This is a genomic window from Streptomyces niphimycinicus (assembly GCF_018883605.1).
Taxonomy (GTDB): Bacteria; Actinomycetota; Actinomycetes; order Streptomycetales; family Streptomycetaceae; genus Streptomyces; species Streptomyces niphimycinicus.
This window is the reverse complement of the sequence record NZ_JAHLEM010000330.1, coordinates 1-25,318: the sequence shown is the minus strand read 5'-3', so window position 1 is coordinate 25,318 and position 25,318 is coordinate 1. Positions and strand designations below refer to the sequence as shown.

At 72.3% G+C, this 25,318-nt stretch carries 21 protein-coding genes and 1 pseudogene; 11 read left to right on the top strand and 11 right to left on the bottom strand.

The annotated features are described in order from the left end of the window. Together KN815_RS27600 and KN815_RS27595 are read right to left on the bottom strand one after the other, a co-directional pair. Positions 1–1,878 (bottom strand): glycoside hydrolase family 127 protein (locus KN815_RS27600; protein ID WP_216344618.1); only part of this gene is annotated, 1,878 nt, incomplete at its 3' end. Positions 1,879–2,056: 178 nt separating this feature from the next. Further along, positions 2,057–3,142 (bottom strand): MerR family transcriptional regulator, encoded by a 1,086-nt coding sequence (locus KN815_RS27595; RefSeq protein ID WP_216344617.1) that lies wholly within the window; start codon positions 3,140–3,142, stop codon positions 2,057–2,059. 279 nt (positions 3,143–3,421) lie between these two features. On the opposite strand from KN815_RS27595, the gene KN815_RS27590 reads away from it, so the two are divergent. From KN815_RS27590 to KN815_RS27550, 11 genes and pseudogenes are all read left to right on the top strand, one after another. Then, positions 3,422–4,453, top strand: a complete 1,032-nt coding sequence (locus KN815_RS27590) for a DUF8189 domain-containing protein (RefSeq protein ID WP_216344616.1) — start codon at positions 3,422–3,424, stop codon at positions 4,451–4,453. A gap of 93 nt (positions 4,454–4,546) precedes the next feature. Then, on the top strand, positions 4,547–5,008 hold the full coding sequence (locus KN815_RS51630) for a hypothetical protein (RefSeq protein WP_301184652.1): 462 nt from the start codon (positions 4,547–4,549) through the stop codon (positions 5,006–5,008). Next, positions 4,945–5,217 (top strand): annotated as a pseudogene (locus KN815_RS51625) (hypothetical protein); the annotation flags it as partial. The gene KN815_RS51630 and the pseudogene KN815_RS51625, both read left to right, overlap by 64 nt. Positions 5,218–5,323: 106 nt before the next feature. Then, positions 5,324–6,160: a LamG domain-containing protein gene (locus tag KN815_RS51620; RefSeq protein ID WP_301184651.1), complete on the top strand. Its 837-nt coding sequence runs from the start codon at positions 5,324–5,326 to the stop codon at positions 6,158–6,160. A gap of 98 nt (positions 6,161–6,258) precedes the next feature. After that, positions 6,259–7,266, top strand: a complete 1,008-nt coding sequence (locus KN815_RS27580; RefSeq protein WP_216344615.1) for an aldo/keto reductase — start codon at positions 6,259–6,261, stop codon at positions 7,264–7,266. Between the two features lie 105 nt (positions 7,267–7,371). Then, on the top strand, positions 7,372–8,451 hold the full coding sequence (locus KN815_RS27575) for a CobW family GTP-binding protein (protein ID WP_216344614.1): 1,080 nt from the start codon (positions 7,372–7,374) through the stop codon (positions 8,449–8,451). Positions 8,452–9,052: 601 nt separating this feature from the next. Continuing rightward, complete coding sequence (locus KN815_RS27570; RefSeq protein WP_216344613.1) at positions 9,053–9,814, top strand: class I SAM-dependent methyltransferase; 762 nt, start codon at positions 9,053–9,055, stop codon at positions 9,812–9,814. Between the two features lie 72 nt (positions 9,815–9,886). Further along, positions 9,887–10,453, top strand: coding sequence for an AAA family ATPase (locus KN815_RS27565; RefSeq protein ID WP_216344612.1), 567 nt, complete (start codon positions 9,887–9,889; stop codon positions 10,451–10,453). A 93-nt stretch (positions 10,454–10,546) separates the two neighbouring features. Next, on the top strand, positions 10,547–11,494 hold the full coding sequence (locus KN815_RS27560; RefSeq protein WP_301184650.1) for an aldo/keto reductase: 948 nt from the start codon (positions 10,547–10,549) through the stop codon (positions 11,492–11,494). An 81-nt stretch (positions 11,495–11,575) separates the two neighbouring features. Beyond that, positions 11,576–13,369 carry an ABC transporter ATP-binding protein gene (locus tag KN815_RS27555; RefSeq protein ID WP_253209279.1) on the top strand — a complete coding sequence of 598 codons (1,794 nt, stop codon included), beginning with the start codon at positions 11,576–11,578 and terminating at the stop codon, positions 13,367–13,369. After that, entirely contained in the window at positions 13,366–15,153 is a 1,788-nt protein-coding gene (locus KN815_RS27550) for an ABC transporter ATP-binding protein (RefSeq protein WP_216344611.1), read from the top strand. The genes KN815_RS27555 and KN815_RS27550 overlap by 4 nt, the downstream gene beginning before the upstream one ends. A gap of 58 nt (positions 15,154–15,211) precedes the next feature. Here the strand turns inward: KN815_RS27550 and KN815_RS27545 are convergent, their stop codons facing one another. The 9 genes from KN815_RS27545 to KN815_RS27505 form a co-directional block, all read right to left on the bottom strand. Continuing rightward, positions 15,212–16,714, bottom strand: coding sequence for a peptide MFS transporter (locus tag KN815_RS27545; RefSeq protein WP_216344610.1), 1,503 nt, complete (start codon positions 16,712–16,714; stop codon positions 15,212–15,214). A gap of 35 nt (positions 16,715–16,749) precedes the next feature. Beyond that, on the bottom strand, positions 16,750–16,962 hold the full coding sequence (locus KN815_RS27540) for a Trm112 family protein (RefSeq protein ID WP_372458491.1): 213 nt from the start codon (positions 16,960–16,962) through the stop codon (positions 16,750–16,752). A 65-nt stretch (positions 16,963–17,027) separates the two neighbouring features. Beyond that, the gene (gene pabB / locus KN815_RS27535; RefSeq protein ID WP_216344609.1) at positions 17,028–19,187 is read right to left on the bottom strand and encodes an aminodeoxychorismate synthase component I; all 2,160 of its coding nucleotides are present in this window, start codon (positions 19,185–19,187) and stop codon (positions 17,028–17,030) included. Between the two features lie 92 nt (positions 19,188–19,279). Continuing rightward, positions 19,280–20,017, bottom strand: a complete 738-nt coding sequence (locus KN815_RS27530; protein ID WP_216344608.1) for an SDR family oxidoreductase — start codon at positions 20,015–20,017, stop codon at positions 19,280–19,282. Further along, a complete protein-coding gene (locus tag KN815_RS27525; protein WP_216344607.1) occupies positions 20,014–20,985 on the bottom strand; it encodes an ACP S-malonyltransferase in 972 nt (323 codons plus the stop codon). The genes KN815_RS27530 and KN815_RS27525 overlap by 4 nt, the downstream gene beginning before the upstream one ends. Continuing rightward, positions 20,982–22,427: a class I adenylate-forming enzyme family protein gene (locus KN815_RS27520; RefSeq protein WP_216344606.1), complete on the bottom strand. Its 1,446-nt coding sequence runs from the start codon at positions 22,425–22,427 to the stop codon at positions 20,982–20,984. The genes KN815_RS27525 and KN815_RS27520 overlap by 4 nt, the downstream gene beginning before the upstream one ends. Further along, on the bottom strand, positions 22,424–23,182 hold the full coding sequence (locus tag KN815_RS27515) for a beta-ketoacyl-[acyl-carrier-protein] synthase family protein (protein WP_216344605.1): 759 nt from the start codon (positions 23,180–23,182) through the stop codon (positions 22,424–22,426). The genes KN815_RS27520 and KN815_RS27515 overlap by 4 nt, the downstream gene beginning before the upstream one ends. Continuing rightward, positions 23,172–24,335, bottom strand: a complete 1,164-nt coding sequence (locus KN815_RS27510) for a beta-ketoacyl synthase N-terminal-like domain-containing protein (RefSeq protein ID WP_216344604.1) — start codon at positions 24,333–24,335, stop codon at positions 23,172–23,174. Before KN815_RS27510 ends, KN815_RS27515 begins: the two co-directional genes overlap by 11 nt. Beyond that, the coding region (locus tag KN815_RS27505) for a 4'-phosphopantetheinyl transferase superfamily protein (protein ID WP_216344603.1) at positions 24,335–25,318 on the bottom strand (984 nt) is incomplete at its 5' end. The genes KN815_RS27510 and KN815_RS27505, both read right to left, overlap by 1 nt.

Genomic DNA, 25,318 nt, shown 5'->3' with positions numbered 1-25,318 from the left:
CGCCTCCCCGCCGGGGCGCGCGCCGTCGCCCGAGCCCGCGCCGCCGTCCCGGTACGGCCACCACCCGTCGCGTGCGACGGCAGGGCGCAGCGCCAGGGAGGTGATCACGGTCACCCCGCCCAGCAGCTCCGGCCGGTGCTCCGCGCTCAGCGTGGCGGCCGGGTCGAGGACGATGTCGTCCAGCCGCAGCCCGGCGGGCTGATCGGGCTGCTCCAGGCAGTACACCAGCGGGCCGCGCTCGATCGCGGCACAGCCGCGCACCCCGTCGGCCCGCGGATCGGGCCGGGTGAGCCGGGGGTCCATGGGCAGGCTCAGCACGACCGTCTCGCCGGGCCGCCAGCGGCGCCGCAGCCGCAGCCAGCCGTTCTCGGCCCGCTCGGCCACCGGCTCCCCGCCGACCGTCGCCTCGTACGCCGTCGCCCAGTGCGGGATGCGCAGCGCCAGCGTCCAGTCCGTGTCCTGCGGGACGGCGTCCACGACCACCGCGATCCGCCCCTCCCAGGGGTAGCCGGTCCCCACCCGCACCGCCCCGCCGCCCGCCTCGTACGAGCCGGACGCGTACTGGTGCAGTTGCAGCCCCTGGGCGTCGCCGCTCGCCATGTAGTGCGGCAGCGAGGCCAGCAGCCGCATCACATTGGGCGGGCAGCACGCACACCGGAACCACGGCGTCCGGTGGGTGCTCTGGTCACCGGTGGCGGCCTTACGGCTCTCATCGTCCTGGCGGACCTGGAGCGGATTCACATAGAGCCAGCGCTCACCGTCGATCGACACCCCCGAGGCGAAGCCGTTGAACAGGGTCCGCTCCACCAGATCGCTGTAGCGGGCCTCCCCGGTCAGCAGCGCCATCCGCCAACCGAAGTGGATGGCGGCGATGGCCGCGCAGGTCTCCGCGTACGCCCGGTCCGGCGGCAGCTCGTACGCGTCCCCGAAGGACTCCAGCTCGTGCCGGGACCCCACCCCGCCCGTCAGATGGGTCTTCGTCGTGGCCATGTCCTCCCACAGCCGCACCAGCGCGTCCCGCAGCCCCGCGTCGCCGGTCTCCGCCGCCACATCCGCGGCCCCGGCCAGGAGATAGAGCTGGCGCACCGCATGCCCGGCGACCGCCGTCGCCGCCCGCACCGGGATGTGGTCCTGCCAGTAGGGCGCCCCGGGCCGGGGGCCGGGCGAGCCGTCCGCCGGGCCCTCGCCGAGGCTGCCGTGCCCGCGCCGGTCCACGAAGTACCCGGCCAGCTCGAGATAGCGCCGCTCACCGGTCTCCCGGTACAGCTCGACCAGCGCCGTCTCGATCTCCGGATGTCCGCACACCGTCTCGTTCCTGCCGGGCCCGAACGTGGCGTCGACGAGATCGGCGCACCGCACCGCCACATCGAGCAGCCCGTCCGCGCCGGTGGCCCGGTGGTGCGCGACCGCGGCCTGGAGGAGGTGGCCCGCACAGTACAGCTCGTGCCCCCAGTGCGGTTCCGCCCACCGCCGGGCGTCCGGCCCGAGCTGGTAGTACGTCTGTAGATAGCCGTCCTCGGACTGCGCGGCCGCGACCAGCCCGGCCAGCCGCTCCACCTGCCGGGACAGCTCCTCCTCGGCCGGCCCCTCGCCGCCGTCCGCCAGTTGCCAGGACGCCGCCTCGAGCCATTTGTGCACATCGGAGTCCTGGAACGGGAAGTCGCCCCGGAAGCCGGACTCCGCCGGCGCCGTCCCCGCGGCGGCCCGCAGATTGGCGAGATTGCCCGCCCGCTCCAGCCGGTCCGGCCCCTGGGGAACGCTCACTTCGGCGTTGACACGGCGTCTGGCGGCCCAGAAGCCTCCGGTGATCCGCGCCGCGGTGGCCGGGCGGAGCGCGGTGTGCGCTGCCCGGGAGAGCCGGATCGGACCTGCGGACATGCCCTGCCCCTTACGCCGCGCCGCCGGCCATGGCTGTCTCCCGGTCGGCAGGAGTGGAAAGCGATTTCCGCCGTGAGCATAGGGAGGCATTCTTGCGGCCGACAAGCTTCTGCACACACCATTCATCAACGTTCAACAAGCGGTCACGGTGGGTGGGCGATCGGTCAGCGGCGGCGGCTTACGCCGAGGTCAGTGCCCTCCGCTCGGCCACATGGGCCACCACGCAGGTGACGTTGTCGGGCCCACCCGCGCGGTTGGCGAGGGCGACCAACTGCCGTACGGCCGTGCCCGGGTCGTCCTCCGAGCCGAGCACCCGCCGGATCTCCCCGGCGGGCACGACCCCCGTCAGCCCGTCCGAGCACAGCAGATAGCGGTCCTGGGCGCGGGCGTCCCGCAGGGCGAAGTCCGGCTCGAACGCCGAACCGCCGCCCACGGCGCGCAGCAACAGCGCCCGCTGGGGGTGCGAGGCGGCCTCCTCGGGGGTGATCCGCCCCTCGTCGATCAGCGACTGGACCACGGTGTGGTCATGGGTGATCTGGAACAGCTCACCATCGCGCAGCAGATAGGCGCGCGAGTCGCCGATATGGACCAGTCCCAGCCGGGAGCCCGACCACACCATCGCGGTGAGCGTCGTGCCGACATCCCGCAGCGCGGGGTCGGACGCGGCGAGCGCGGAGACCGACTCCCGGGCCCGGTGCGCCGCTTCCTCCAGGGCGCTCAGCAGCTCCCCGCCCGGGACGCCCGCGTCCAGCGGTTTGAGCGCCTCGATCGCCGCCTCGCCGGCGTGCCGTCCGCCCCCGAATCCATCGGCCACGGCCAGCAGGCGCGGACCGGCGTACCCGGCGTCGTCATTGCTCTCCCGGACCGAGCCGGTGTCGGAGAGCGCGGCGTAGCGGATCCCCAGGGTGGTGTGGTCGGACGTCATCGCGGTGTCCCTCCCGGACAGATGGTCGACGAGGAAGGCGGCCAGGTCCCTTCTGGCCGCGGTGTCTGCCTCGATCCGGGCCCAGTACGCGCGCACCTCCCGCGCCGCCGCCTCCGGATCCAGCTCGCACACCGTCCGGATCTCGGCGAGCGGCATACCGAGCCGCCTCAGCCACGCCACCAGACGGGCCCGCTCGAGCTGCGCCGGATCGTAGTGGCGGTAGCCGGAGTGCGGATCGACGCGGGCGGGCGGCAGCAGCCCGAGCTCGTCGTACAGGCGCAGCGCCTTGGGGGACAGCCGCGACGCCCTCGCGAACGCACCGATGGTCAGCAGCCCCATGTTCGCCCTCCTCGCCGCCGGGCACCTCGCCCGGCGACCACGATGCTCAGGCTTCCCCTTCGGGGAAGGTCAACGACGGGTCCGCGATCAGCATCTCTCCTTTCGCGCGACGAATCTCCTCAACAAGCGAACGTATTTAATCCGATATCAGTCCCTCATAATAATGAATCGATCATATTCGTACATCTTCCCTTCTTCGGGTATCCGCCATGCTTTCCCCGGGAATTGGCGGTGTATCCGTGCAGTCTCGTGGCTTCACGAGAAGAGGGAGGTCCTCTCATGACCGTTTCCACCACCCCCGGCACCGTCTGGGGCACCTGGATCAACCTTCAGGGCGGCATCCACTCCGAGCCCGCCCCGGTCGCGTTCGCCGACGACCGGGTGCAGGTCTTCATCCGGGGCGGGTCCAACGTCCTGTGGAGCAGGGTGGAGGCCCGCGACGGCAGTTGGGGTCCCTGGCAGCAATACGCGGGCCTGTCCGTCGACGGCATTCCCGCGCCGATCCGGGGCAAGGACGGCAAGGTCCGGGTCTTCTACCGCACCCCGGGCAACAATCTGGAGGTCATCACCCAGACCTCCATCAACTCCGGGTACGGACCACCCCAGGTCCTGGCCACCTGCATCGGGGACGATCCGGCCGCGGCGCTCGGTGCCGACGGCCGCATCCATGTGTTCTTCCCCGGCGCCGACGACGCCCTGTGGTACCTGCGCAACCAGGACCTCCAGTACGAGACCTACACCGCCGCCACATCGCTGGGCGGTGCCATCTTCGCCACGCCTTCGCCCATCCTCGACGGGGGAGGGCGGATCGTGGTGGCGGTCAAGGGCGCGGGCGAGACCCTCTACACCATCCAGCAGCAGACCGAGAACGCCGCCGTCTGGCAGCCCTTCGCCCTCGACGCCTCCAACGTGACCAGCCGCCCCTCGGTGTGCCTCGACGCGGCCGGCCGGGTGCAGATCTTCTACCGGGGTTCCGACGGGACCGTCCGGCGCGTCGGCCAGAGCGACGACTACGCCACGTTCGGCGCCCCCGTGAGCCTCGGCGCCCAGATCGTCTGGCGGCCCACCTGCGCCCTCGCCCAGGACGGCCGGGTCAATGTGTTCATCAAGGCCACCGACAACGCCCTGTGGGTCGCCGTACAGACCACGGAGAACGGCACGGCCTACAGCGGCTTCCAGTCCCTGGGCGGGGTCATCGGCTCCGCGGGCATCGGCGTCCCCATCCTCAACGAGGAGAATCTGCTCTACGTCTTCATCCAGGGCAGCGGAACCGCCAGGGATCTCTGGCTCCAGCGCCAGACCTTCGTCTGATCCGCCCCCCTCAACACGCCACCCATCGCGCGTCTTCCAGGGCTCCACGGTTTTCGAAACTTTCGCACCCTCTCCAGAGCGGGAGAGAACCGCATGAGCCGCAGCGCAGAACACCGGCCCAGTCGCAGGCATGTGGTGATGGGCGCCCTCGCCCTGGGGGCCGCCGCCGGAGCGCCCGGGATCGCGCAGGCCGCCACCCCCACCGCGTCGCGGGCCGCCGCCAGGGCCGCCTCGTACGCCAATCCGCTGGTGCCCCGCCGCGCCGATCCGCATATCGTCAAGCACACCGACGGCTACTACTACATCGTCTACACGACGAACTGGACCGGGAACACCATCGGTTTCGCGCGCAGCCGCGACCGCCTCACCTGGACCACGCCGGGCAGTACCACGCCTTCATCAAGCAGAAACAGCAGCCGTCCTTCATGGGCACCGACCCGAATCAGTACTCCACCGACTACGACAACTTCTCCTGCGACCACGGCAGCGGCATGGAGACCCAGGCCAAGTTCGCCGACACCATCTACACCTACGCCGAGCGCAGCCTGCTGGTGAACCTCTTCATCCCCTCCGAACTGCGCTGGCAGGACAAGGGCATCACCTGGCGCCAGACCACCGGCTTCCCCGACCAGCAGACCACCACCCTCGGCGTCGTCTCCGGTGGCGCCTCCCTCGAACTGCGCGTCCGCATCCCCTCCTGGGCGGCGGGAGCCCGCGCCACGCTCAATGGCACCCCCCTCACCGACCGGCCGGCCCCCGGCAGTTGGCTGATCATCGACCGCCAGTGGAAGACCGGCGACCGGGTCGAGGTGACCCTGCCGATGAAGCTGACGTTCGCCCCCCACCCCCGACGACCCCGATGTCCAGGCCGTGCTCTACGGGCCCGTCGTGCTCGCCGGGGCCTACGGCGGCCGCACCGGAATGACCATGCCGCGCCTGGACAGGGGATCCGTGGCCCAGAGCGCCGCCGGCCCCATGCGGTTCAGCGCCACGGCCAGTGGCGAGAGCGTGCCCCTGCTGCCGGTGGCCCGCGTCCACCACCAGCACTTCAACGTGTACTGGCTGACCGGGCAGCCGCCCACCCCGCCGCCCGCCTTCGCCGCCTGGCACCGCTTCGACGAGACCTCCGGCACCGCCGCCGCCGACGCCACCGGCCGCGGCAAGACCGCCCGGCTCACCGGCGGCGCCTCCTGGACGGCGGGCGGGACCGGTGGCGCGGTCGCCCTGAACGGCACCGACGGCCATATCGTCCTCGCCGACGACCTCCTGGCCGACGACCTCCTGGCCGGCGCCCGTGCGTACACCCTGGCCACCTGGATACGGCTGGACGGCACCCCCGCCGCCTGGACCCGGATCTTCGACATCGGCACCGGGGTGACCGCCGATATGTTCCTCACCCCCGTCGCCGACTCCGGGAAGCTGCGCTTCGCCATCACCGCGGGCGGTGGCGGAGCCGAGCAGCGCATCGAGGCCGCCCCGCTGCCCACCGGTCAGTGGGCGCATGTCGCCGTCGCCTACGGCACCGGCACCGCCGTCCTCTACGTGGGGGCGCGAGGCGGGACGCAACACCGCCGTCACCGTCGAGCCCGTCCACTTCGGCAACCACATCCGCGCCGGCTACCTCGGCAAGTCGCAGTACCCGGACCCGTACCTGAAGGCCGCGTTCGACGACTTCCGCGTGTACGGAAGAACACTCAGCGGGAATGAGGTCGCCACTTTGGCCCAAAGCTGACAAGCTCAGGCGGGCGGGCCGTCCCCACGGCCCACCCGCTCCCAACCGCACCGTACGGACAAGGACGACGCGCATGGTCCACCTCGCCGCCGAGAACCGCTACGACTCCATGCAGTACCAGCGCTGCGGGCGCAGTGGTGTGCTGCTCCCCAAGGTCTCGCTCGGCCTGTGGCACAACTTCGGCGACACCCACCCCCTGGAGACCCAGCGCGCTGTGCTGCGCCGCGCCTTCGACCTCGGTGTCACCCATATCGATCTGGCCAACAACTACGGTCCGCCGCCCGGCAGCGCCGAGACCAACTTCGGCTCGATCTTCGCCCAGGACTTCCGCCCCTATCGCGATGAGCTGTTCATCGCCAGCAAGGCCGGACACCTCATGTGGCCGGGGCCCTACGGGGAGTGGGGCTCGCGCAAGTACGTCCTGGCCAGCCTCGACCAGTCGCTGTCCCGGATGGGGCTGGACTACGTCGATGTCTTCTACTCCCACCGCTTCGACCCGGACACCCCGCTCGAGGAGACGATGGGCGCCCTCGACAGCGCGGTGCGCCAGGGCAAGGCGCTCTACGCGGGCGTGTCCAACTACCCGCCGGAGGCGATCGCCGAGGCCGCCGCGATCCTGAAGGACCTGCGCACCCCGTACCTGATCAATCAGTATCCGTACTCGATCCTCCAGCGCGGGGTCGAGGGCGGGGTGCTTCAGGCGTCCGACGAGGCGGGCGTCGGGGTCATCGCCTTCTCGCCGCTGGCGCAGGGGCAGCTCACCGACCGGTACCTCCACGGGGTGCCGGCCGATTCGCGGATGGCGCTCGGCCACTTCCTCAAGCGCGAGACGCTCACCGAGGAGCGGCTGTCCCTGCTGCACGCCCTCAACAAGCTGGCGGAGGGGCGCGGCCAGACCCTCGCCCAGCTTGCCCTCGCCTGGGTGCTGCGCGACCCCCGGGTGGTCTCGGTGCTGATCGGCGCGAGCAGCGTCGCGCAGTTGGAGCAGAACGTCTCGGTGCTGGACTCGCCCGCCTTCAGCGAGGCCGAGCTGGCCGAGATCGACCGCCTCTCGGCCGAGGCGGGCATCGAGATTCCCTGACGGGGTTCGCTGACGGTCCGCGGGCCGGGGATCGGCCCGGCCCGCGGCCGGATAGCATGAGCGGTCACCCGAGACCGCCACGAACCGCCGCACGGAGACGCAACCTTGGCCACACAACGGATTCCGGTCATTCTCGTCACGGGTTTTCTGGGCTCCGGGAAAACGACGATGCTCAACCATCTGATGCGGGACAGCGCGGACACCCGCATCGGCGTCATCGTCAATGACTTCGGATCCATCAACATCGACGCCATGGCCGTCGCCGGACAGGTCGATTCGATGATCCCGATCGAGAACGGCTGTCTGTGCTGCGCGGCGGACGCCTCCGAGATGGACGAGATGCTCGACCGGCTCACCGATCCGGAGCTGCGCATCGATGTGGTGGTGATCGAGGCCAGCGGCCTCGCCGAACCGCAGAGCATGATCCGTACGCTGCTGTCCAGCACCAATGAGCGGATCGTCTACGGTGGCCTGGTGGAGGTCGTGGACGCCGCGGAGTTCCCGGACACCCGCGTCCGCCATCCCGAGCTGGACCGCCATGTCCGCGCCGCGGACCTCATCGTGCTCAACAAGACCGACCGCGTCGCCGAGGACGAGCGGCGGGATCTGGTGGAGACCCTCCAGGAGATCGCCCCCGGTGCCCCGGTCCTGGCCGCCGCGCATGGGCGCGTCGACCCCGCGCTCCTCTTCGACCACCCGCCCCGGGAGGCCGCCGAGGAGGGCTTCCGGCAGCTCTCGTTCGCCGACGCGTGGGGCGAGGACGTACCTGCCGAGGACGGGTGCGGCCAGGACGCGTGCGGTGACGGCCATGACCACGGCCACCATCTCCACGCCGCCTACGAGAGCATGGAATTCACCGCGGCCGAGCCGCTCCATCCGCGCCGGCTGATGGCCTTCCTCGACAGCCTCCCGGCGGGGCTCTACCGCGCCAAGGGGTTCCTCCACTTCGCGGGCGCGGGCCGGGAGCGGAAGTTCGCGCTGCACGCCGTCGGCTCCTATCTCCGCTTCCAGCCCTCGCCCTGGGAGCGCGATGAGCCCCGCACCACCCGGTTGGTGATGATCGGCACCGGGATCGACGCCGACGCCCTCAACAAGCGGCTGACCGAGTGCGTGGCGGCGCCCGCGGAAGAGGTCGACGACACGCACATGATGGGCGTGCTCCGCTATGTGGACGAGGCGGACTAGACCACCGCCTCACGGCCGGCACGAACACGAAACAGCCCCGCCTCCCCGCTCCGGACCGTGTGCCGTGCGGCGCGGTGTCGCCCGCGTAGATCGGCCATAGTTGTGAACTCTCCGCCCCTGAGGTGGTGCTGCTCTGCTGGCTTCCGCGTGCGGCGAGGGCGCTGAGAGATCTGGGGTGCCAGGCACATCCCTGATGCCCGTGCGGCTGAGACGAGCCGGGCGTCGGGCGATTTCACGACATCGTCGTCCCGAGGCGCTGTTGACCATTCCTTGACTGATCGACATTCTGAATGGGTGGGCTGGAAGCCGCCGTCGGGTACATTCCGGTTCCATGCTTGCGGCATGTCTCGAGGACGGACGTGCGGTTGCGCGCCGGGGCGCCGGGCGATCCGGAGACGCCGACCGGATCACGGAGCCGGATCACGAAGGCGGGGCTGCGGAACACTCCATGCGCACCCACCCACGGAAAGGGGCAGCTCCTTTGCCTGGCAGCAAGTCGGAGTTGAAGTCGCTCAGGGCGACGAAGTACACCTCGTCGCTGCGATCGGTCAAGGGCTTGGAACGCTTACGCCGTTCTGGCTACAACGCTGGATTACATGTGATGGACCTGTGGGACCGGGTACGCGGGCGGGAACACCCACTGTTACCGCCCCGGCGCTACCGCCGGTTCATCGGCAACGGGGACTTCCTCAAGGTGGGGCGCGAGATCACCGCGTACATGCGGGACGAGCTGGGCATGGGGCCCGGACACGACGTGCTCGACGCGGGGTGCGGGGCGGGGCGGATCGCGGTGCCGCTCACGGACGTGCTCACCGAAGGCTCGTACCTGGGCTTCGACATCGTGCCGCACGCGATCGACTGGTGTGGACGGACCATCACCCCGCGCCACCCCAACTTCCGCTTCGAGCACGTCGACATCCACCAGGAGATCTACAACCCGGAGGGCACGCTCTCCTCGGCCGACTTCCGGTTTCCCGCCGAAGACGCGGCCTTCGACATCGCCGCCCTGATCGGGCTGATCAGCCATCTGCGCCCGGCCGAGATGGAGAACTACCTCGCGGAGTCCGCGCGGGTGCTCCGGCCCGGCGGACAGTGCTTCGCCACCGCCTACCTGGTGGACGACGCGGTCGCCGCGAACATCGTACGCGGCGAGACCGCCTTCAGTTTCACGCACGACCACGGCGACTACTACGTGCACTCCGAAACGGAGCCCACGTACGCCATCGCGTACCGGCTGGAGCACATACTGTCGGTGGCCGCACGACACGGTCTGCGCATGCGCCGGGACCCGAGTCCGGGGACCTGGGGCGTTTCCACACGACGTCCGGCCTCGATGGACCTCTTGGTCCTCGAACGCGCCTGAGGGTGCCCGGAGTCGTCCGGGTGCTGCGTTCGAGCGCCCGATTTCTGTGTTGAGAAAGGAATCCACCTCTTCATGACCGACACCACCAGCTCCGCCCCCGACAGAGCCCCCGGGGTCATCGTCGTCTCGGGCATCTCGGCCGCGGGCAAGTCCACCGTCGCGCAGGCCCTCGCCGAGCGCCTGCCGCGCTCGGCGCACGTGCGGGGCGACACCTTCCGCCGCATGATCGTCAACGGTCAGGAGCACATGACCGCCGAGGCCCCGCCAGAGGCCGTCGCACAGCTCAGGCTGCGGTACCGGCTGGCGGCGGCGTCCGCCGACGCCTACGCCGAGGCCGGGTTCACCGCCATCGTGCAGGACATCCTGATCGGCGAGTACCTGGCGGAGATCACCGAGCTGATCAAGAGCCGCCCGCTGGCCGTCGTCGTGCTGGCGCCCGACCCCGAGGCCGTGGCGCGGCGCGAGGAGAAGCGCGCCAAGACCGGTTACGGGCCCGACTGGCAGCCCAAGGACCTGGACAAGGTACTCCGGGACAGCACGCCCCGGATCGGGCTGTGGCTGGACACCTCGGAGCAGACCGTCGACGAGACGGTCGACGAGATCCTGAAGAGGGCCTGGACCGACGGCGCCATCTCCTGACCCGCGACCGGGCCGGCGGGCCGTCACGGGGCGACGCCCCGAGTCCGCCGGCCCGGTCCGTACACCGTCCGACACTCCAGCGAGGAGACCGTGTTGCGCACCCTAGGGATCGGCCAGGACAGCACTTCGGTGGGCGCCGTCGGGCTGGGCTGCATGGGCATGTCGTATGCCTACGACCCCGGTGGCCGGGACGACGACGCCTCGGTCGCCGTGCTGCACCGCGCCCTCGACCTCGGCGCCGATCTGATCGACACCGCGGACGTCTACGGCCCCCACACCAACGAGGAACTGGTGGGCCGGGCGCTCGCCGACCGCCGCGAGAAGGCATTCCTTGCGACCAAGGCGGGGTTCGTGGCGGGCGAGACCAGGCTGCGCCGCGACGGCAGGCCCGAGCACATCCGCGCCGCGATCGACGCCAGTCTGCGCCGCCTGCGCACCGACCACGTGGACCTTTACCAGCTGCACCGGGTGGACCCCGACGTGCCCTTGGAGGAGACCTGGGGCGCCATGGCAGAGGCCGTGCGGGCCGGCAAGGCCAGGATGCTCGGCCTCTCCGAAGTGACCGTCGAGCAGATCCGCACGGCGCAGAGCGTGCACCCGGTGGCCACCGTCCAGGCGGAGCTGTCGCTGTGGACCCGCGAGGCGACGGCGGAACTGCTGCCGTTCACCGCCCGCGAGGGCATCGCGGTCATCGCGTACTCCCCGCTCGGACGAGGCTTCCTGGCGGGCCGGTTCGGCTCCGCGCAGGACGTGCCGGACGGCGACTACCGGCGCATCAACCCCCGTTTCCAGGAGAAGAACTTCGAGGCCAACCTGCACCTCCTCGACGGGGTGCGCATCGTCGCACAGCGCCACGGCATCACCCCCGCCCAGACCGCGCTGGCCTGGGTGCTCGCCCAGGGCGGCCACGTCGTGCCGATCCCCGGCACCAAGCACGTCCGATACCTGGAGGGCAACGTCGCAGCCGCCGACGTCCGGCTCTCGGCCGACGACCTCGCCGTCCTGGACGGACTGCCCGCCGCCGTCGGCGCACGCCAGTGACGCCCCGCCCCCCGACGCGTCCGCTCCCGCCGCGGGGCCACCGCGCGGGCGCCGCACGCACCGTACGAAAGGAACCACCCCTTGTCCGCAACCGACCGGTCGACCCTGCGCAGAGGCATGGGAGTCCTCTCCGTCGCCGTACGTGAGGAACCCTGGATCTTCTGCGCGGCGTTGCTCGCCAGCGGCCTGTACGGAGTGGCCCCGGTCGCCACCTCCTGGACGCTGGGCCGCATCACCGAGGACGTGGTGCTGCCCGCCTTCGACGAGGGCCGGACCACCGCGGGCGCGCTGATCGGTGCGGGCCTTGCCATCTTCGGGGTGGCGATGCTGCGGGTGATCGGGGTGATCGGCCGCCGGGTCGGGGCGGGGATCATGCAGTTCCGCCTCCAGGCGACGTACCGCCGCAAGATCGCCCACCGCTATCTGCGGCTGCCGATCTCCTGGCACCAGCGCCACCCGGCGGGCCAACTGCTGTCCAACGTCAACGCCGACGTGGAGGCCGCGTGGGCGCCCGTCGTGCCGCTCCCCACCGCCATCGGGGTCGTCGTCATGCTGGGCGCGGCCATCGTGTCGATGCTCACCGTCGACCCGGTGATCGCCTCGGTGAGCCTGCTGGTCTTCCCGTCGATCGGCCTGCTCAACGTCTTCTACCAGCGCAAGCTCACCCCCCTCGCGGCACATGCGCAGGGCCTGCGCGCTCGGGCCAGCGACATCGCGCACGAGAGTTTCGACGGCGCGCTCGTCGTCAAGACCCTCGGCCTGGAGGAGCACGAGACGTCCCGGATGGCCGACGCGGCCGCGCGGCTGCGCGATGCCAACGTGGCGGTCGGCCGCACCCGCGGACGCTTCGACCCGATGCTCGACATGCTGCCCAACCTGGGCATCCTCACCGTGCTCGCGGTGGGCACGCTCCGGCTCTCGGCGGGCGCCGTCACGATCGGTGAACTCGTCCAGGTCTCCTACCTGTTCACCATGATCGCCTTTCCGGTACGAGCCTTCGGCTGGGTCCTCGCCGAGCTGCCCCGCAGCACCGTCGGCTGGTCCCGGGTGCGGCACGTCCTGGATGCCGAAGGCGACCTGCCCACCGGCGAGCTGCGGCTCTCCGACGCGGGGCCGATCAGCCTCGACACCCGGGGCGTCAGCTACGCCTACGACGGTGCCACCGTCCTGCACGACGTGACGCTCGCTGTGGGCCCAGGGCGCACTGTGGCGATCGTGGGTCCCACCGGGTCCGGCAAGTCCACGCTGGCGGCGCTGATGGTGCGGCTCGTCGACCCGGCGGAGGGCGACGTGCTGATGGACGGGGTCGACGCCCGTGAGATGCGCTCGGGGGAGGTGCCGTCGGCGGTGGCGTTCGTCCCGCAGGAGACGCTGCTCTTCGACGACATGGTGCGCGGCAACGTCCTGCTCGGCCTCGACCTGCCCGACGAAAGGGTCTGGGAGGCGCTGGAGGCGGTCTGGGTCGCCGACGTGGTGCGCGGACTGCCACAGGGCCTGGACACCAGGGTCGGGGAGCGAGGCGCCATCCTCTCCGGCGGCCAGCGCCAGCGGATCGCACTCGCGCGTGCGCTGGTGCGGCGCCCCCGGCTGCTGGTCCTGGACGACGCCACGTCCAGCATCGACCCGTACGTCGAGAGCCGGATCCTGGGCGGGCTGCGCGGCGCGCGGGTGCCGTCCACGCTCGTGCTGGTGGCCTACCGGCAGGCCACCATCGCGCTCGCCGACCACGTGGTGTACGTGGAGCGGGGCCGTGTGGTGGACAGCGGTACGCACGACGAACTGCGCGCCCGCTGCGCGGGCTACCGCACCCTGGTCACCGCGTACGAACACGAAGAAGAACAGAGCGCTGAGATCACGGACGGGAGGACGGCGTGAGCAGCCGCATCACGGGAGAGCAGCGGAGCGCCACGGCGACCCTCCGCCGAGCCTTCGAAGTGTCGCCAGGGCTGCGCGAGGGGTTGCTTGCTGTGGCATTCCTGGCCTTGCTCGCCGCCGCCGGCCGGGTGGTCGTACCCATTGCCGTGCAGATCACCCTCGACGAGGGCCTGACGGCTGACGAGGGTCCGCGCACCGGCTTCGTGCTGACCACGGTGGGCGTCTGCGCCGTCGCGGTGCTCGCCACCGCATGGGTCACGTACCGCATGAACTACCGCCTGTACCGCAGTACGGAGGCCGGGCTCGCGACGCTGCGCGTCAAGGCGTTCCGCCGGGTGCACGACCTGTCGGCGTCCGCGCTGGGCGCGGAGCGGCGCGGCGACCTGGTGGCGCGGGTCACCGCTGACGTGGACCAGTTCAGCACGTTCCTCCAGTTCGGCGGGATGTTCTTGGTGAGCCTGTGCCAACTGGGCGTCGGCAGCGTGGTGATGTTCGTCTACTCCTGGCAACTGGCCCTGATGGTGTGGGTGTTGTTCATCCCGCTGGCGCTGGTGCTGCCCGCGCTGCAGCGTCGGCTGTCGCGGGCGTACGGGCGGGTGCGCGCCCGCGGCGGCGACATGCTCGCGGCGACCGGCGAGGCCGTGGTGGGCGCCGCCGTCATCCACGCGTACAACGCGGGCGACCTGATCGGGCGGCGGATCGACACGGCGGTGGAGGAGCACCGGCGGGCGCAGAGCCGGGCGCAGCGGCTGGTGGCGGTCACGCTCTCCAGCGGCGAGGTCGCGGCCGCGCTGGCCATCGGCGGCGTCGTCAGCCTGGGTGTACTGCTCGGTGTGGGCGGCCAGTTGACCGCGGGCGAACTGGTGGCGTTCCTGTTCCTGGTCACGCTGTTCATCGGGCCCGCCCAGATGAGCACCGAGGTGCTGAACGAGTTGCAGAACGCCCTCGCGGGCTGGCGTCGCGCCCTGGCGGTGGTGGACACGCCGATCGACGTGGCCGACCCAGGGCCGGCGGGCACCGCGCTGGAGCGGGGCCCGGTGGAGGTCCGGTTCGAGGACGTCGGGTACGCGTATCCGGACGGCCCTCAGGCGCTGCACGAGGTGTCGGTGCACATCGAGCCGCGCAGCCGGGTAGCTGTGGTCGGCGAGACGGGCTCCGGCAAGTCGACGTTCGCGAAGTTGCTGATCCGGCTGGCCGACCCGACATCGGGCCGGGTGGCGCTGGGCGGGGTGCCGCTGACGGACGTGCCGTTCGCCTCGCTGCGCGAGCGGGTGGTGATGGTGCCGCAGGACGGGTTCCTGTTCGACACCACGATCGGGGAGAACATCGTCTACGGCCGCCCCGGCGCGACCGCGGACGATGTGGAGCGGGCGCTGCACGAGCTGGGGCTCGAGGACTGGCTCGCCGGGCTGGCGCGCGGCCTGGACACCCCGGTGGGCCAGCGCGGGGAGGCCCTGTCGGCGGGGGAGCGGCAGCTCGTCGCGCTGGCCCGCGCCTATCTTGCCGACCCGGATCTCCTGGTCCTCGACGAGGCCACGTCCGCGGTCGACCCGGCCACCGAGCAGCGCCTCCAGCGGGCGCTGGAGAGCGCCATGCGGGGCCGTACCGCGGTCTCGGTGGCGCACCGCCTGTCGACCGCGGAGGCAGCCGACCGGGTGCTCGTCTTCGACGGGGGGCGCATCGTCCAGCAGGGCAGCCACGACGAACTGATCGCCCAGCCGGGGCGGTACGCCAAGCTGTACGAGGCGTGGATGACGGCCACGGGGACAGCCGGGACGCGGTGAGCCGGGCGCACGCGAAGGGGCCATCGCCGTGGGCCCTTTCGCACGCCGCCGTCCGGACTCAGGTCACGCCGCGCATCAGATGCCGCAGCCGTTTGCGGGCCAGCGCGACCCCCGCCGAGCAGAGCAGGGCCGCAGTCGCCAGCACGGCGAAGTAGGTCGCGGGGGACCAGACGGTGGTGAGCCGCACCACCTGCGCGCTGAGCGCGCTGCCCATCGCGACCGACAGGAACCACAGGCTCATGATCTGGTTGGCGAACCGGGAGGGGGCGAGCCGGGTGGTGACGCTCAACCCGGTGGGGCTCAGACACATCTCGGCCATGATCTGTACGAAGAATGCCACGATCAGCCAGAGCGGAGTGACCCGGCCGCCGTCGGCGGCGGCCGCCGCACCGGCCGTGATCAGCGTCGCCACCCCGAGCCCGAACAGGCCGAGCGAGAACTTCGCCGCCGTGCTGGGCTGCCTGCTGCCCAGCCGCAGCCACAGCGCGGCGAACGCGGTGGCCAGCACGATGCTGTAGAGCGGGCCCAGCGACTGGAACCAACTGGTGGGGAACTCCCAGCCGAACAGATCGCGGTCTACGTGGTCCCGGGCGAACAGGCTGATCAGCGAGCCGCCCTGTTCGGCGATCATCCAGAACACGGAGGCCGCCAGGAAGATCCACACATAGGCGCCCAGCCTGCTGCGGTCCACCGGGTCAAGACCGGTCGTGCGGAACAGCACCACGAAGTAGACCAGCGGTACGGCGATGGTCAGCAGCGTCACGGACTGGATCACCCCGTCCGCGGCGGACTGCCCGCACAGCACGCACAGCGCGAACACCACGGCGAGGAACACCACCGCGGCGCCCGAGGCCAGGAACATCCGCCGCAGGTCCGCCGCCGGAGCGGTACGCACCGGCGCGCGGGGGGCGTCGGGGAGCCGGCCTCTGCCACGTACGCAGATCACCAGCCCGATGAGCATGCCGACGGCCGCCGCCCCGAACCCGGCGTGCCAGTTGATGCGTTCGCCCAGGTAGCCGGTGATCAGTGGGGCGGCGAAGGCACCGATGCTGATGCCCATGTAGAACAGCGAGAACCCGGCGTCGCGGCGCGCCGTGTCCTCCCCGCGCGTCCGGTCGACGCCGTCCTCGGAGTCGTACAGGCGCCCCACCATGGTGGAGATGCCGGGCTTCAGGAGGCCGGTGCCCGCGGCGACCAACAGCAGCCCGGTGTAGGCGAAGGCGACGCCCCCGGGTACCGCGAGGACCGCGTGGCCCGCGGCGATGACGACGCCGCCCCACACCACCGCCCGGTACGACCCCCACAGCCGGTCGGCGAGCCAACCCCCGGGCAGCGCGAGAAGATTGACCAGCGCTCCGTACATGCCGAAGACGGCGGCCGCGATGTGCGGAGCCAGCCCGAGACCACGTGACTCGGCCGGGGCGGCGAGGAAGAGCACGAGGATCGCCCGCATGCCGTAGAAGCTGAACCGCTCCCACATTTCGACGCCCCACAGCGTCAGCAGCCCGCGCGGGGGGCGGGCGCCGGCAGTGCGGGGCGGCACTATTGGCTCGGTGTCCACCTGGTGTCCCTCCCTCGCCCGAGGTGTGAGCGGGGTCAGGCGTCCAGCGAGCCGGACACGGAATCGGAGGCCAGTGCCTCGTCGGCGATCAGCACCGGGATGCCGTCGACGATCCGGTAGCCGCGCCCGCAATCGGGTCCCTGGCAGATCAACCTCGCCTCGTCCGCGCCAAGTTGGAGCGGCTGGACGCAGACCGGGCAGGCGAGGACGGACAGCAGGCGGCTTTCGACGGTCATGGTGTCTCCCATTTTCTGTTCCTCTGTGCTTCTTGGCTTCTTGTTTCTTGCTTCTCGGCTGAAGTGGTGATGGCCGGTCAGGCCCGGAACGTGGCCGGGACATCGTGGGGGAGCGACCCTGCGGGTACGGTCGCCCCGCGCTCGGAGTGCAGCAGGGCCCGCACCGGGGCGGCGGCCTTGAGCAGCATCTCCTGATACTCCTCCGCCGGGTCGGAGGCGAGGACGATCGCGCCGCCCGCCCCGACGGTCCACCGGCCGCCCGAGCGGACGGCGGTGCGGATGACGATGTTGAGGTCGGCGCCCCCGGCCAGCCCGAAGTAGCCGATCGATCCTGAGTACAGGCCGCGCGGCGCGCCCTCCAGCCGGTCGATGATCTCCATCGTGCGCAGTTTGGGCGCGCCGGTCATGGATCCGCCGGGGAAACAGGCCCGCGCGCAGTCGACCGCGTCCGTCCCGGGCCGCAGCGTGCCGCGGACGGTGGACACCAGCTGATGGACCGTCGCATAGCTCTCCACCCGCATCAGATGGGGTACGTGCACGCTGCCGATCTCGCAGACCCGGCCCAGGTCGTTGCGGAGCAGATCCACGATCATCAGGTTCTCGGCCCGGGTCTTGGGGTCGATGGCCAGCGCCTCCTTGAGGCGGACGTCATCGGCCGGGTCGGTGCCGCGCGGGGCGGTGCCCTTGATGGGCTTGCTCTCCACCGTGCCGTCCGGCGTGATCCGCAGGAACCGCTCGGGCGACGAGCAGACGGCCTCGGTGTCGTCGAACCGCAGGAACGCGGCGTACGGCGCCGGGTTGAGCCGTCTCAGCAGGCTGTGCACCGCCAGCGCGTCCGCCTCGACGGGCACGTGGACGGTGTTGGTCAAGCAGATTTCGTAGCTCTCGCCCGCATGCAGCTCCTCGTGGCAGTGCCGGACGTCCGCCAGATACTGTTCCCGGCTCCGGGTCAGCCAGGGCTCGGAGGGGCCCTCTGTGACGGCAATGGCGTCCGTGTGAGCGTCCGGGGCCACCGGGCGGGACGGCAGCGTGGTGAGGCGGGCGCCGGTCTCCCGCAGCCACGCATCGGCGCGTTCACCGTCCTCGGCGTCGTCCCTGGCCAGACAGAGCAGATGGGTCTCGCCGCGCTCGTGGTCCACGGCGACGAGCCGGTCGGCGAAGATCCACGCGGCGTCGTCGCCCGTACTGGGACGGCTCAGCGGGGAGCCGCAGTCGGCCCGCAGCTCGTAGCCTAACCAGCCGACGTACCCGCAGGTGAAGTCGAAGGGCAGCGCGGGCGCCGCGATCCGCCGCCGGGACAGCTGGGCGCGCAGATAGTCGAAGATGGTACCGGGCACCGTGGTCACGGCGCCGTTGGCGGCCGTCACCTCGACGCCCCCGGACCCCGCGCGGGAGCGCACTGTCTCGGCGAGCGGCCCGCCGGCGTCGCCGAGGAACGAGAAGCGCGAGAGTCCCGGCTCGACCCGGGAACTGTCCAGCCAGAAGGCGTGGCAGGAGCGGGCGAACAGGGCGCGGAAGAGCGCGTCGGTGTCCGGCTCCAGGGGCAGGGTGCGCACGTGCAGCCGGTAGCCGTCGGACGCGGTGCCCGTCGCGGTCGCCGCGGGCGCTGTGCCACGCCCGTGCCCGAGGACCGGTCGGCGCGGTGGGCGCGTTGGGCGATGGGTCCGGGCCAGGCATGCGAAGTTAGCGATGAGTTCCGCACCGTACTCGGTGGCCACCGACTCGGGGTGGAACTGCACGCTCCACCGCGGCAACGACCGGTGGCGCAGCCCCATCACGACACCGTCCTCCGCCCAGGCAGTCGCCTCCAGCGCGGCGGGCAGCGGCTCCGGCACGGCCAGCGAGTGGTAGCGGACGCCGGTGAAGTGCTGCGGGATACGCGCGAACAGGCCCGCGCCGCGGTGCCGGATCACGCTGAGGTGGCCGTGCCGGGGCGCGGGTGCGCGCTCCACGCGGGCGCCGGCGGCCAGGGCGATGCCCTGGTGGCCCAGGCACACGCCGAGGGTGGGCAGCCCGGAGCCGGACAGCAGGTCGGCGGCGAGCCCGACGTCCCGGGCCCGGCCGGGGTGGCCGGGGCCGGGGGAGATCACCAGCGCGTCGAAGTCGTCAGGGTCGAGGCGGCGCAACACCGCGTCGTCATTGCGCACCACCAGGGGCTCGGTGCCGATCGTATGGGCGATGAGCTGGAACAGGTTGTGGCTGTAGGAGTCGTGGTTGTCAACGAGCAGGGTCCGCATGGGGGCTCCAGGGCAGGGCACGGGCCGGGAGACAGAGGATCGAGGGATACGGGGCGGGCGGGCCACGGGACGGGGAGTTCGGACGCAGGCGCTCAGTGGCCCATCGCGAGCCCTCCGTCCACCGGGACCGTGGCGCCGGTGACATAGCTCGCGGCCTCGGAGGCGAGGAAGGCGACCACGGCGGCGATCTCCTCCACGCGTCCGGCCCGGCCGAGCGGGGTGGTGGACACGATGGCGTCCCTGCGGCGCGGCGACAGGTCTGATGTGAGGGCGGTGTCGACGAAGCCGGGCAGGACGATGTTGCAGGTCACTCCGTGCGGGCCCAGCTCGCGTGCGGCGCTCCTGGCCAGGCCGCTCAGCCCGGCTTTGGCTGCCGCGTAGGAGACCTGTCCTGCTGTGCCGAGCACCGCGGCGACGGAGGAGACGAGGATCAGCCGGCCCCAGGCGTGCGCGGCCATCGTGGGCGCGGCGCGACGCACGATCCGCCAGGATCCGGTGAGGTTGGCGTCGACCACCCGCCGGAACGCCGCCTCCTCGGTGCGCTGGAGCAGCCCGTCCTGGCGGACGCCCGCACTCGCGACGACGATTTGCACGGGCCCCTGCCGGGCCTCGGTGCGGGTGAACGCGGCATCCACTTGAGCGCTGTCGGTCACGTCGCACCGCACCGCGGAGAAACCGGCGGGCCCGGGAACGTCCTCGGCGACGCCCCGGGCAGCGACGGTCACCCGATGGCCCTGTGCCGCCAAGGCGTGCGAGGTGGCCAGTCCGATGCCCCGGCTGCCGCCGAACACCAGAGCGGAGCGGCCGGTCGGCCTGTTCCGGTGGGTCACGGCAGCGGTACCGCCTTCTCCAGCGGGCGCATGAAGTTCAGCGCGACGGGATCGAGTTCGGGGTGTAGCCCGGCGGCTCGGGCGAGCACCTGGCCGGGGCCGGTGTCCAGCACCACGGTGAGGCCCGCGGCGACGACCGTGCGCAGGGTGTCGTTCCACCGCACCGGCACGGAGAGCTGCTCCAGCAGATCCGTGCGCAGAGCCTCGGTGTCCCGGGTGGCAAGACCGGTGCTGTTGAGCAGGACGGGGACGGCCGGTGGCGCCAGCGCGACGGTGGCCAGGTCGGGCCGCAGCTCCCGCTGGACGGGTTCCATCAGCGGGGAGTGCGAGGCGACGCCCGCCGTCAACTCCCTTACCCGGACATCCGGTTCCTCCTCGGCCCGCGCGCCGACCCAGCGCACGGCGGCCGTGTCGCCGGACACCACCGTCTGCTCCGGGCCGTTGAAGCAGGCTGCCACCGCCACGCCGTGCTCCGGCGGGCAGCCGGCGCACCACTCGACGACCCGCTCGGGCGGCACGCCACCCACGGAGGCCATCAGGGCGGGCCGCAGCCGGGTCTGCTCGCCCATCAGCCGGGCGCGCTTGGCGACCAGGCGCAGCGCGTCGTCGAAGCCCAGGGATCCCGCCTCGACGAGCGCGGCGAAGTGCCCCAGGCTGTGCCCGCAGACGAGAGCCGGAGGCACCCACCGCGCCCCCAGGTGCTGGCGCAGCGCGGCGGCGGCCGCGAGCCCGGTGGTCACGATCGCCGGATGGGAGACCTCGGGGGCAGCGAGCTCGGCAGGAGTGCCCTCCCGGCACAGCCGCGCCAGATCGAGCCCCGTGGCCTTGTCGGCTCGCTCCAGCACGTCCACCGCCGCGTCGAAGGAGCGGCACAACCTCCTTGCCATGGAAGGGAGTTGGGCGCCCGCTCCAGGGAAGAGCAGCGCGTACCCGCCGGATGCGACAGCCTCGTACACGGTCGTCGTCATGCGTTCTCCTCCTGACCGGGGCCCGCTGCGGCGTACTGCCACAGGCGGGCCATGTGCACCTTGCCCGTGCCGGTGCGCGGCAGGGCGTCGTGCAGGTGGAACCGGGTGGGGACCTTGTACGAGGAGAGGGCGCGCGCCAGGTGGCGGCGCACCGATGCCTCGGTGACTCCGGGGTCGACGGCCACGAAGGCCACGAAGCGGTCGCCGTGCCCGGTGCTGCCCTCGGGCGGCGCGGCCACCCGGCAGTCGCGGACCCCCGGCGTGGCCAGCAGCATCCGCTCCACCTCGTCCGGGTCGACCTTGCGCCCGGCCACCGAGATGCGCCGCGTGGTGCGGCCTTCGACAACGACCTGGCCGGGTGCGGGCAGCCGTCCGGTGTCCCCGGTGCGGAACCAGCCGTCGGTGTGACTGGTCTCACCGAGCTCGGGCAGCCCCCAGTACGTGACGGGTCCGGCGGCGGGCTGGCGCAGGTACAGCTCCCCGGTGGTGTCGTGGCCCGGTGCGGTGATCCAGGAGCCTTCGGGGGCGCGCAGCCGGGCCTCGATGCCCGGCACCAGCCGCAGCGGGCCGCCGGGGGTGTCGGCGGTGTACCCGATCTGGCCGAACTCGGTGGCGCCGTACTGGTCGCGCAGCGGTACGCCGACGGCGGCGTCCCAGGCGTCGGTCAGCTCGGCGGAGAGCGGCTCGCCCGCGCTGACGCAGACGCGAAGGGCCGAAGGGACCGGCGGCTCGCCGCAGTCGAGCAGAGCCCGGTAGAGGAACGGCACGCTCTGCACGACGGTGGCACGGCTGTCGCGGACGGCGCGGGCGAGCGTCGCCGGGGCGGCCGGATGCGGCGCGAACACCAGCGTGGCGCCGGTGATCAGGGCCGGCAGCACAGCCACCCCGAACGCATAGGCGTGGTGCAGCGGGGTGGTGCACAGGATCCGGTCGTCGCCGCGGTATCCGGCGAGCCCGGCGAAGTGTTCCGCGTTCGCGAGGGTTGCCCCCCAGTGCTTGCGCACCACCTTGGGCAGCCCACCGGTGCCCGACGTGACCAGTCCGAGGTACGGTGCCTGGCCGGTTTCCCCGGGCGCAGTGCCCCCTGTGCCCGGCGGGTCATCACAGTGGTCGGCGGCCGACGGGTGGTGCCAGCCGGGCACCCCGGCGAGAGCGGCCACCTGGTCGCGTTCGGGGGCGGTGGCCCGCTCGTCGTACAGCAGGACTTCCGCGCCCTCGGCGACCGAGGCGAGCAGGGCCACCAGCGTGTCGGGGTGGTTACGCGCCAGCACGCCGACGCGGGCCCCTGGGCCGTGCCCGGCACCGCGCAGCCGGGGCCGGGCACGATCGACCCGGGTGGCCAGCTCGGCCCAGGTGACGGCGGCACCCTGGTGCTCCAGCGCTGTGCGGTCCGGAGCCGCGGCGGCGAGGGCCGCGAGCAGGCCCGCGAGGGTGGCGGTCATGCGGAGCCCCCCGGGTGGAGCAAGAGGCGTGAGCCGCCGCCGTGGAGTTCGACGGGGGCGTCAGGGCGCAGCGCGTGCCAGTCGGCCAGTGCGGCGAACGCCTCGCTGGTGTCGGCGCGTTCCGCGTCCGGGGCGTCCCGGGCCTCGTGCACTGCGGGGTGGCCGCCGCCGGGGTGCCAGTCGCTGACGCTGCCCCAGCCATCGGCACCGTCCAGCACCACGGCGGCGGTGCGCAGCGGTAACGGCCCGGTGGACTCGGGGCCGGCGGGCGGTGTCCAGTGCGCGGTGGCCACCAGGACCCGCCGTAGCTGTCCCGATGAGACCATCGCGGCGGCATAGCCCAGCGCGTCGACGCCGCCGGAAGGACCCGTCAGCGTGACGGCGGTCCCGTCGAGCTCGAGCTCGATGCAGAGGAGGCCGGTCAGCGAATGGGGCGAGTAGTGCAGGAAGCACTCCGGCGCCAGCCAGCGCGGGCCCGGTCCGTCCAGGACTTCGGCGATGTACGCGGCGGTGGCGGCGGTGGCCCGGTGTGATGCGGTGACGCAGCCGAGCGTCCGCGCGTCGTCGGCGCCGATGCCCGCGGTGGCCAGCGCCTGGCGCGCGGTGGCGAGGAGCTCGGGGCCCAGGACGTCGCGCACGGCGAGCGGCATCCGGGGCAGTTCCGCGGTGTCCTGCGGGAGGCGGGGCATCGTGTGCTCGCTGTGACGCACGGCTGTCGCGGTGATCCGGGCAGCGCCCGGGGTGTCAGTCGCCACGGCTGAACACCACCGCCACATTGGAGCCGCCCAGGCCGCACGAGATGGTCAGCGCCGTACGCGGTGGCCGGTCGGGCCGATTGTCGCCCAGGTTGAGGTGGTCCCAGCGCGGGTCGCGGTCGGCGAGACCGAGCGTCGGCAGCACCTCCCCGCGCATCAGGGTCAGTACGGTCACGATCGCCTCCACGGTGCCCGCGGCGCCCTGGCAGTGGCCGAACGCCGCCTTGCTGCTGACGACGGGGATACGGGGCAGGTGGTCGCCCACCACCTCTTCCAGAGCGCGGAGTTCGGCCACGTCGCCGTGGCGGGTGCCTGCGGCGTGCGCGTTCACATAGCCGAGCTCCGTCGGCTCGGCCCCGGCGTCCGCCAGGGCCCGGCGCACCGCCTTGGCGACGCCCTCGAAGTCGGGGCGGGCCGCCTGACTCGCTTCGTTGCTGCTGCCCCAGCCGCGCAGCAGGGCCAAGGGGGCGTCGGCGGTGCGCTCCAGCACCACGGTGGCGGCGCACTCCGAGATCCGGATGCCGGAGCGGCGGGTGGTGAACGGACGGCAGCCGCCAGGACTGAGTGTGCGCAACGACGCCAGCCCCTGGAACGCGGTCTCGGTCACGGTGTCCACCCCGCACACCAGAACGCGGTCGGCGATGCCGCCGCGCAGCAGGTCGGCGCCGACCCCGAGCGCGGTGGCCCCGGCGGCGCTGGCGTTGCCCACCTGGATCACCGGACCGTCCCAGGCGGGCGGGGCGTACGGCGTCCACCCGCTAGCGGCGTCCGACGAGTGCCCGTCGCGCCAGGCACGCCACGCGGCGGCGGACGGGCACCCGCCGCTGTCGGTGCTGCCCAGCACCAGCGCGGTGCGCACCTGCCGTCCCGGGCCGCCGGTGCGGGACTCGGCGTCGGCGAGCGCCTCACTGGTCGCCCGGTGCACCAGGTACGGAAGGCGGGCCGGATCGCCGGGCGGCGGCGCGTCCGGTCCTGTCGCCTCGTCGGGGACGAACCCGGCGATGCGCGCGCCGGTGCGGGACACGTCGAAGTGCTCGACGGTGCGGAAGTCGACGTCGCCGTTCTCGCACGCCCGCCACAGGGCGTCGACGCCCGCGCCGCCGGGCGAGAGGACACCGAGACCCGTCACGGCGACGGCGGCCCGCCCGCTCATTAGAGGGCCTCCCCGGGAAGCCGGCCGTGTGCGGACAGATGGCGTACGAGAGCGCCGACCGAGTCCGCGATGTCCCACAGCTCGCCGTCGGTGATCCGCTCGACGTCGCACTCCCGCTCCAGGTCGGCGAGGACGGTCACGATGTCCAGGGAGTCGATGCCGAGGTCGTGGAACGCTTCCTCGCGGCCGATGTCCCGGGACAGCGCCGTGCCGACCCGCTCGGCGAGCCGCGCCCGTACCAGGATCTCCAGCGCGTCGTCCGGCGCCGCCGGGGCGCCGTCGGCCGGGGTAGCCGGGTTGTCGTCGGTGTGCCGCATCCGTCTCCCTCTCCGTGTGCCTCTTCGTACGCTTGCCGTCGGCCGGTCCATCGGGTTCATCGGCTGTCCTTCGCCGGGGCCGTCAACCGACAGGAGAGCCGGTGCGCGGTCGGCCGCGCGGGTGCTTGAGTACGCGGGTGCCGTGCCGGGTCGTGACGGCCGCCGCGTAGCCGGGGCGTGGGCCTGGACGGCCCGCACCGACCAGTCCGCCGGTTCGTCAGGGGCGTCGACGCACACCTGCCCCTCGGCGCCGACCGTCGTACGGACGCGCGCCAGCGCGTGGCCGAGGCCGGTGCCGGTGGCCTTGGCGTAGGACTCCGCGCCCGTCCAGATCCGCAGGAGGGCCGCCCGCTTGGCCGGGGCGGGCAGCAGGGCGAGCCGCTCGCGGTGGCCGGGTCCGAGCAGCCGGGGTGCCAACGCCTCGATGTCCTTGGCCCGTTCGGCGGTCTCCACATCGACTCCGGGCGCTCCGGTCCGGTGGCCCACGGCGACGGCGACGAGGATCCCGGAGTGGGCGATGGAGAGCGTCCACCCCGCGGCGCCGTCCACGGCATCGGCGAGCCGCACCGGTCCGTGTCCCGCCGCCCCGCACCCCGGGCAGCGTGCGACGAGCGGTACCCGCGCGGGCGGCAGCGCCAGCCGCCGTGCCAGCACCGTGCGCAGCAG

What these genes read in the sequence shown, in the direction of transcription:
- KN815_RS27595 (WP_216344617.1), bottom strand. Translation starts at nt 3,142, where the DNA reads ATGGGGCTGCTGACCATCGGTGCGTTCGCGAGGGCGTCGCGGCTGTCC.
- KN815_RS27590 (WP_216344616.1), top strand. Translation starts at nt 3,422, where the DNA reads ATGACCGTTTCCACCACCCCCGGCACCGTCTGGGGCACCTGGATCAAC.
- KN815_RS51630 (WP_301184652.1), top strand. Translation starts at nt 4,547, where the DNA reads ATGAGCCGCAGCGCAGAACACCGGCCCAGTCGCAGGCATGTGGTGATG.
- KN815_RS27580 (WP_216344615.1), top strand. Translation starts at nt 6,259, where the DNA reads ATGGTCCACCTCGCCGCCGAGAACCGCTACGACTCCATGCAGTACCAG.
- KN815_RS27570 (WP_216344613.1), top strand. Translation starts at nt 9,053, where the DNA reads ATGGACCTGTGGGACCGGGTACGCGGGCGGGAACACCCACTGTTACCG.
- KN815_RS27565 (WP_216344612.1), top strand. Translation starts at nt 9,887, where the DNA reads ATGACCGACACCACCAGCTCCGCCCCCGACAGAGCCCCCGGGGTCATC.
- KN815_RS27540 (WP_372458491.1), bottom strand. Translation starts at nt 16,962, where the DNA reads ATGGGAGACACCATGACCGTCGAAAGCCGCCTGCTGTCCGTCCTCGCC.
- pabB (WP_216344609.1), bottom strand. Translation starts at nt 19,187, where the DNA reads ATGCGGACCCTGCTCGTTGACAACCACGACTCCTACAGCCACAACCTG.
- KN815_RS27525 (WP_216344607.1), bottom strand. Translation starts at nt 20,985, where the DNA reads ATGACGACGACCGTGTACGAGGCTGTCGCATCCGGCGGGTACGCGCTG.
- KN815_RS27520 (WP_216344606.1), bottom strand. Translation starts at nt 22,427, where the DNA reads ATGACCGCCACCCTCGCGGGCCTGCTCGCGGCCCTCGCCGCCGCGGCT.
- KN815_RS27510 (WP_216344604.1), bottom strand. Translation starts at nt 24,335, where the DNA reads ATGAGCGGGCGGGCCGCCGTCGCCGTGACGGGTCTCGGTGTCCTCTCG.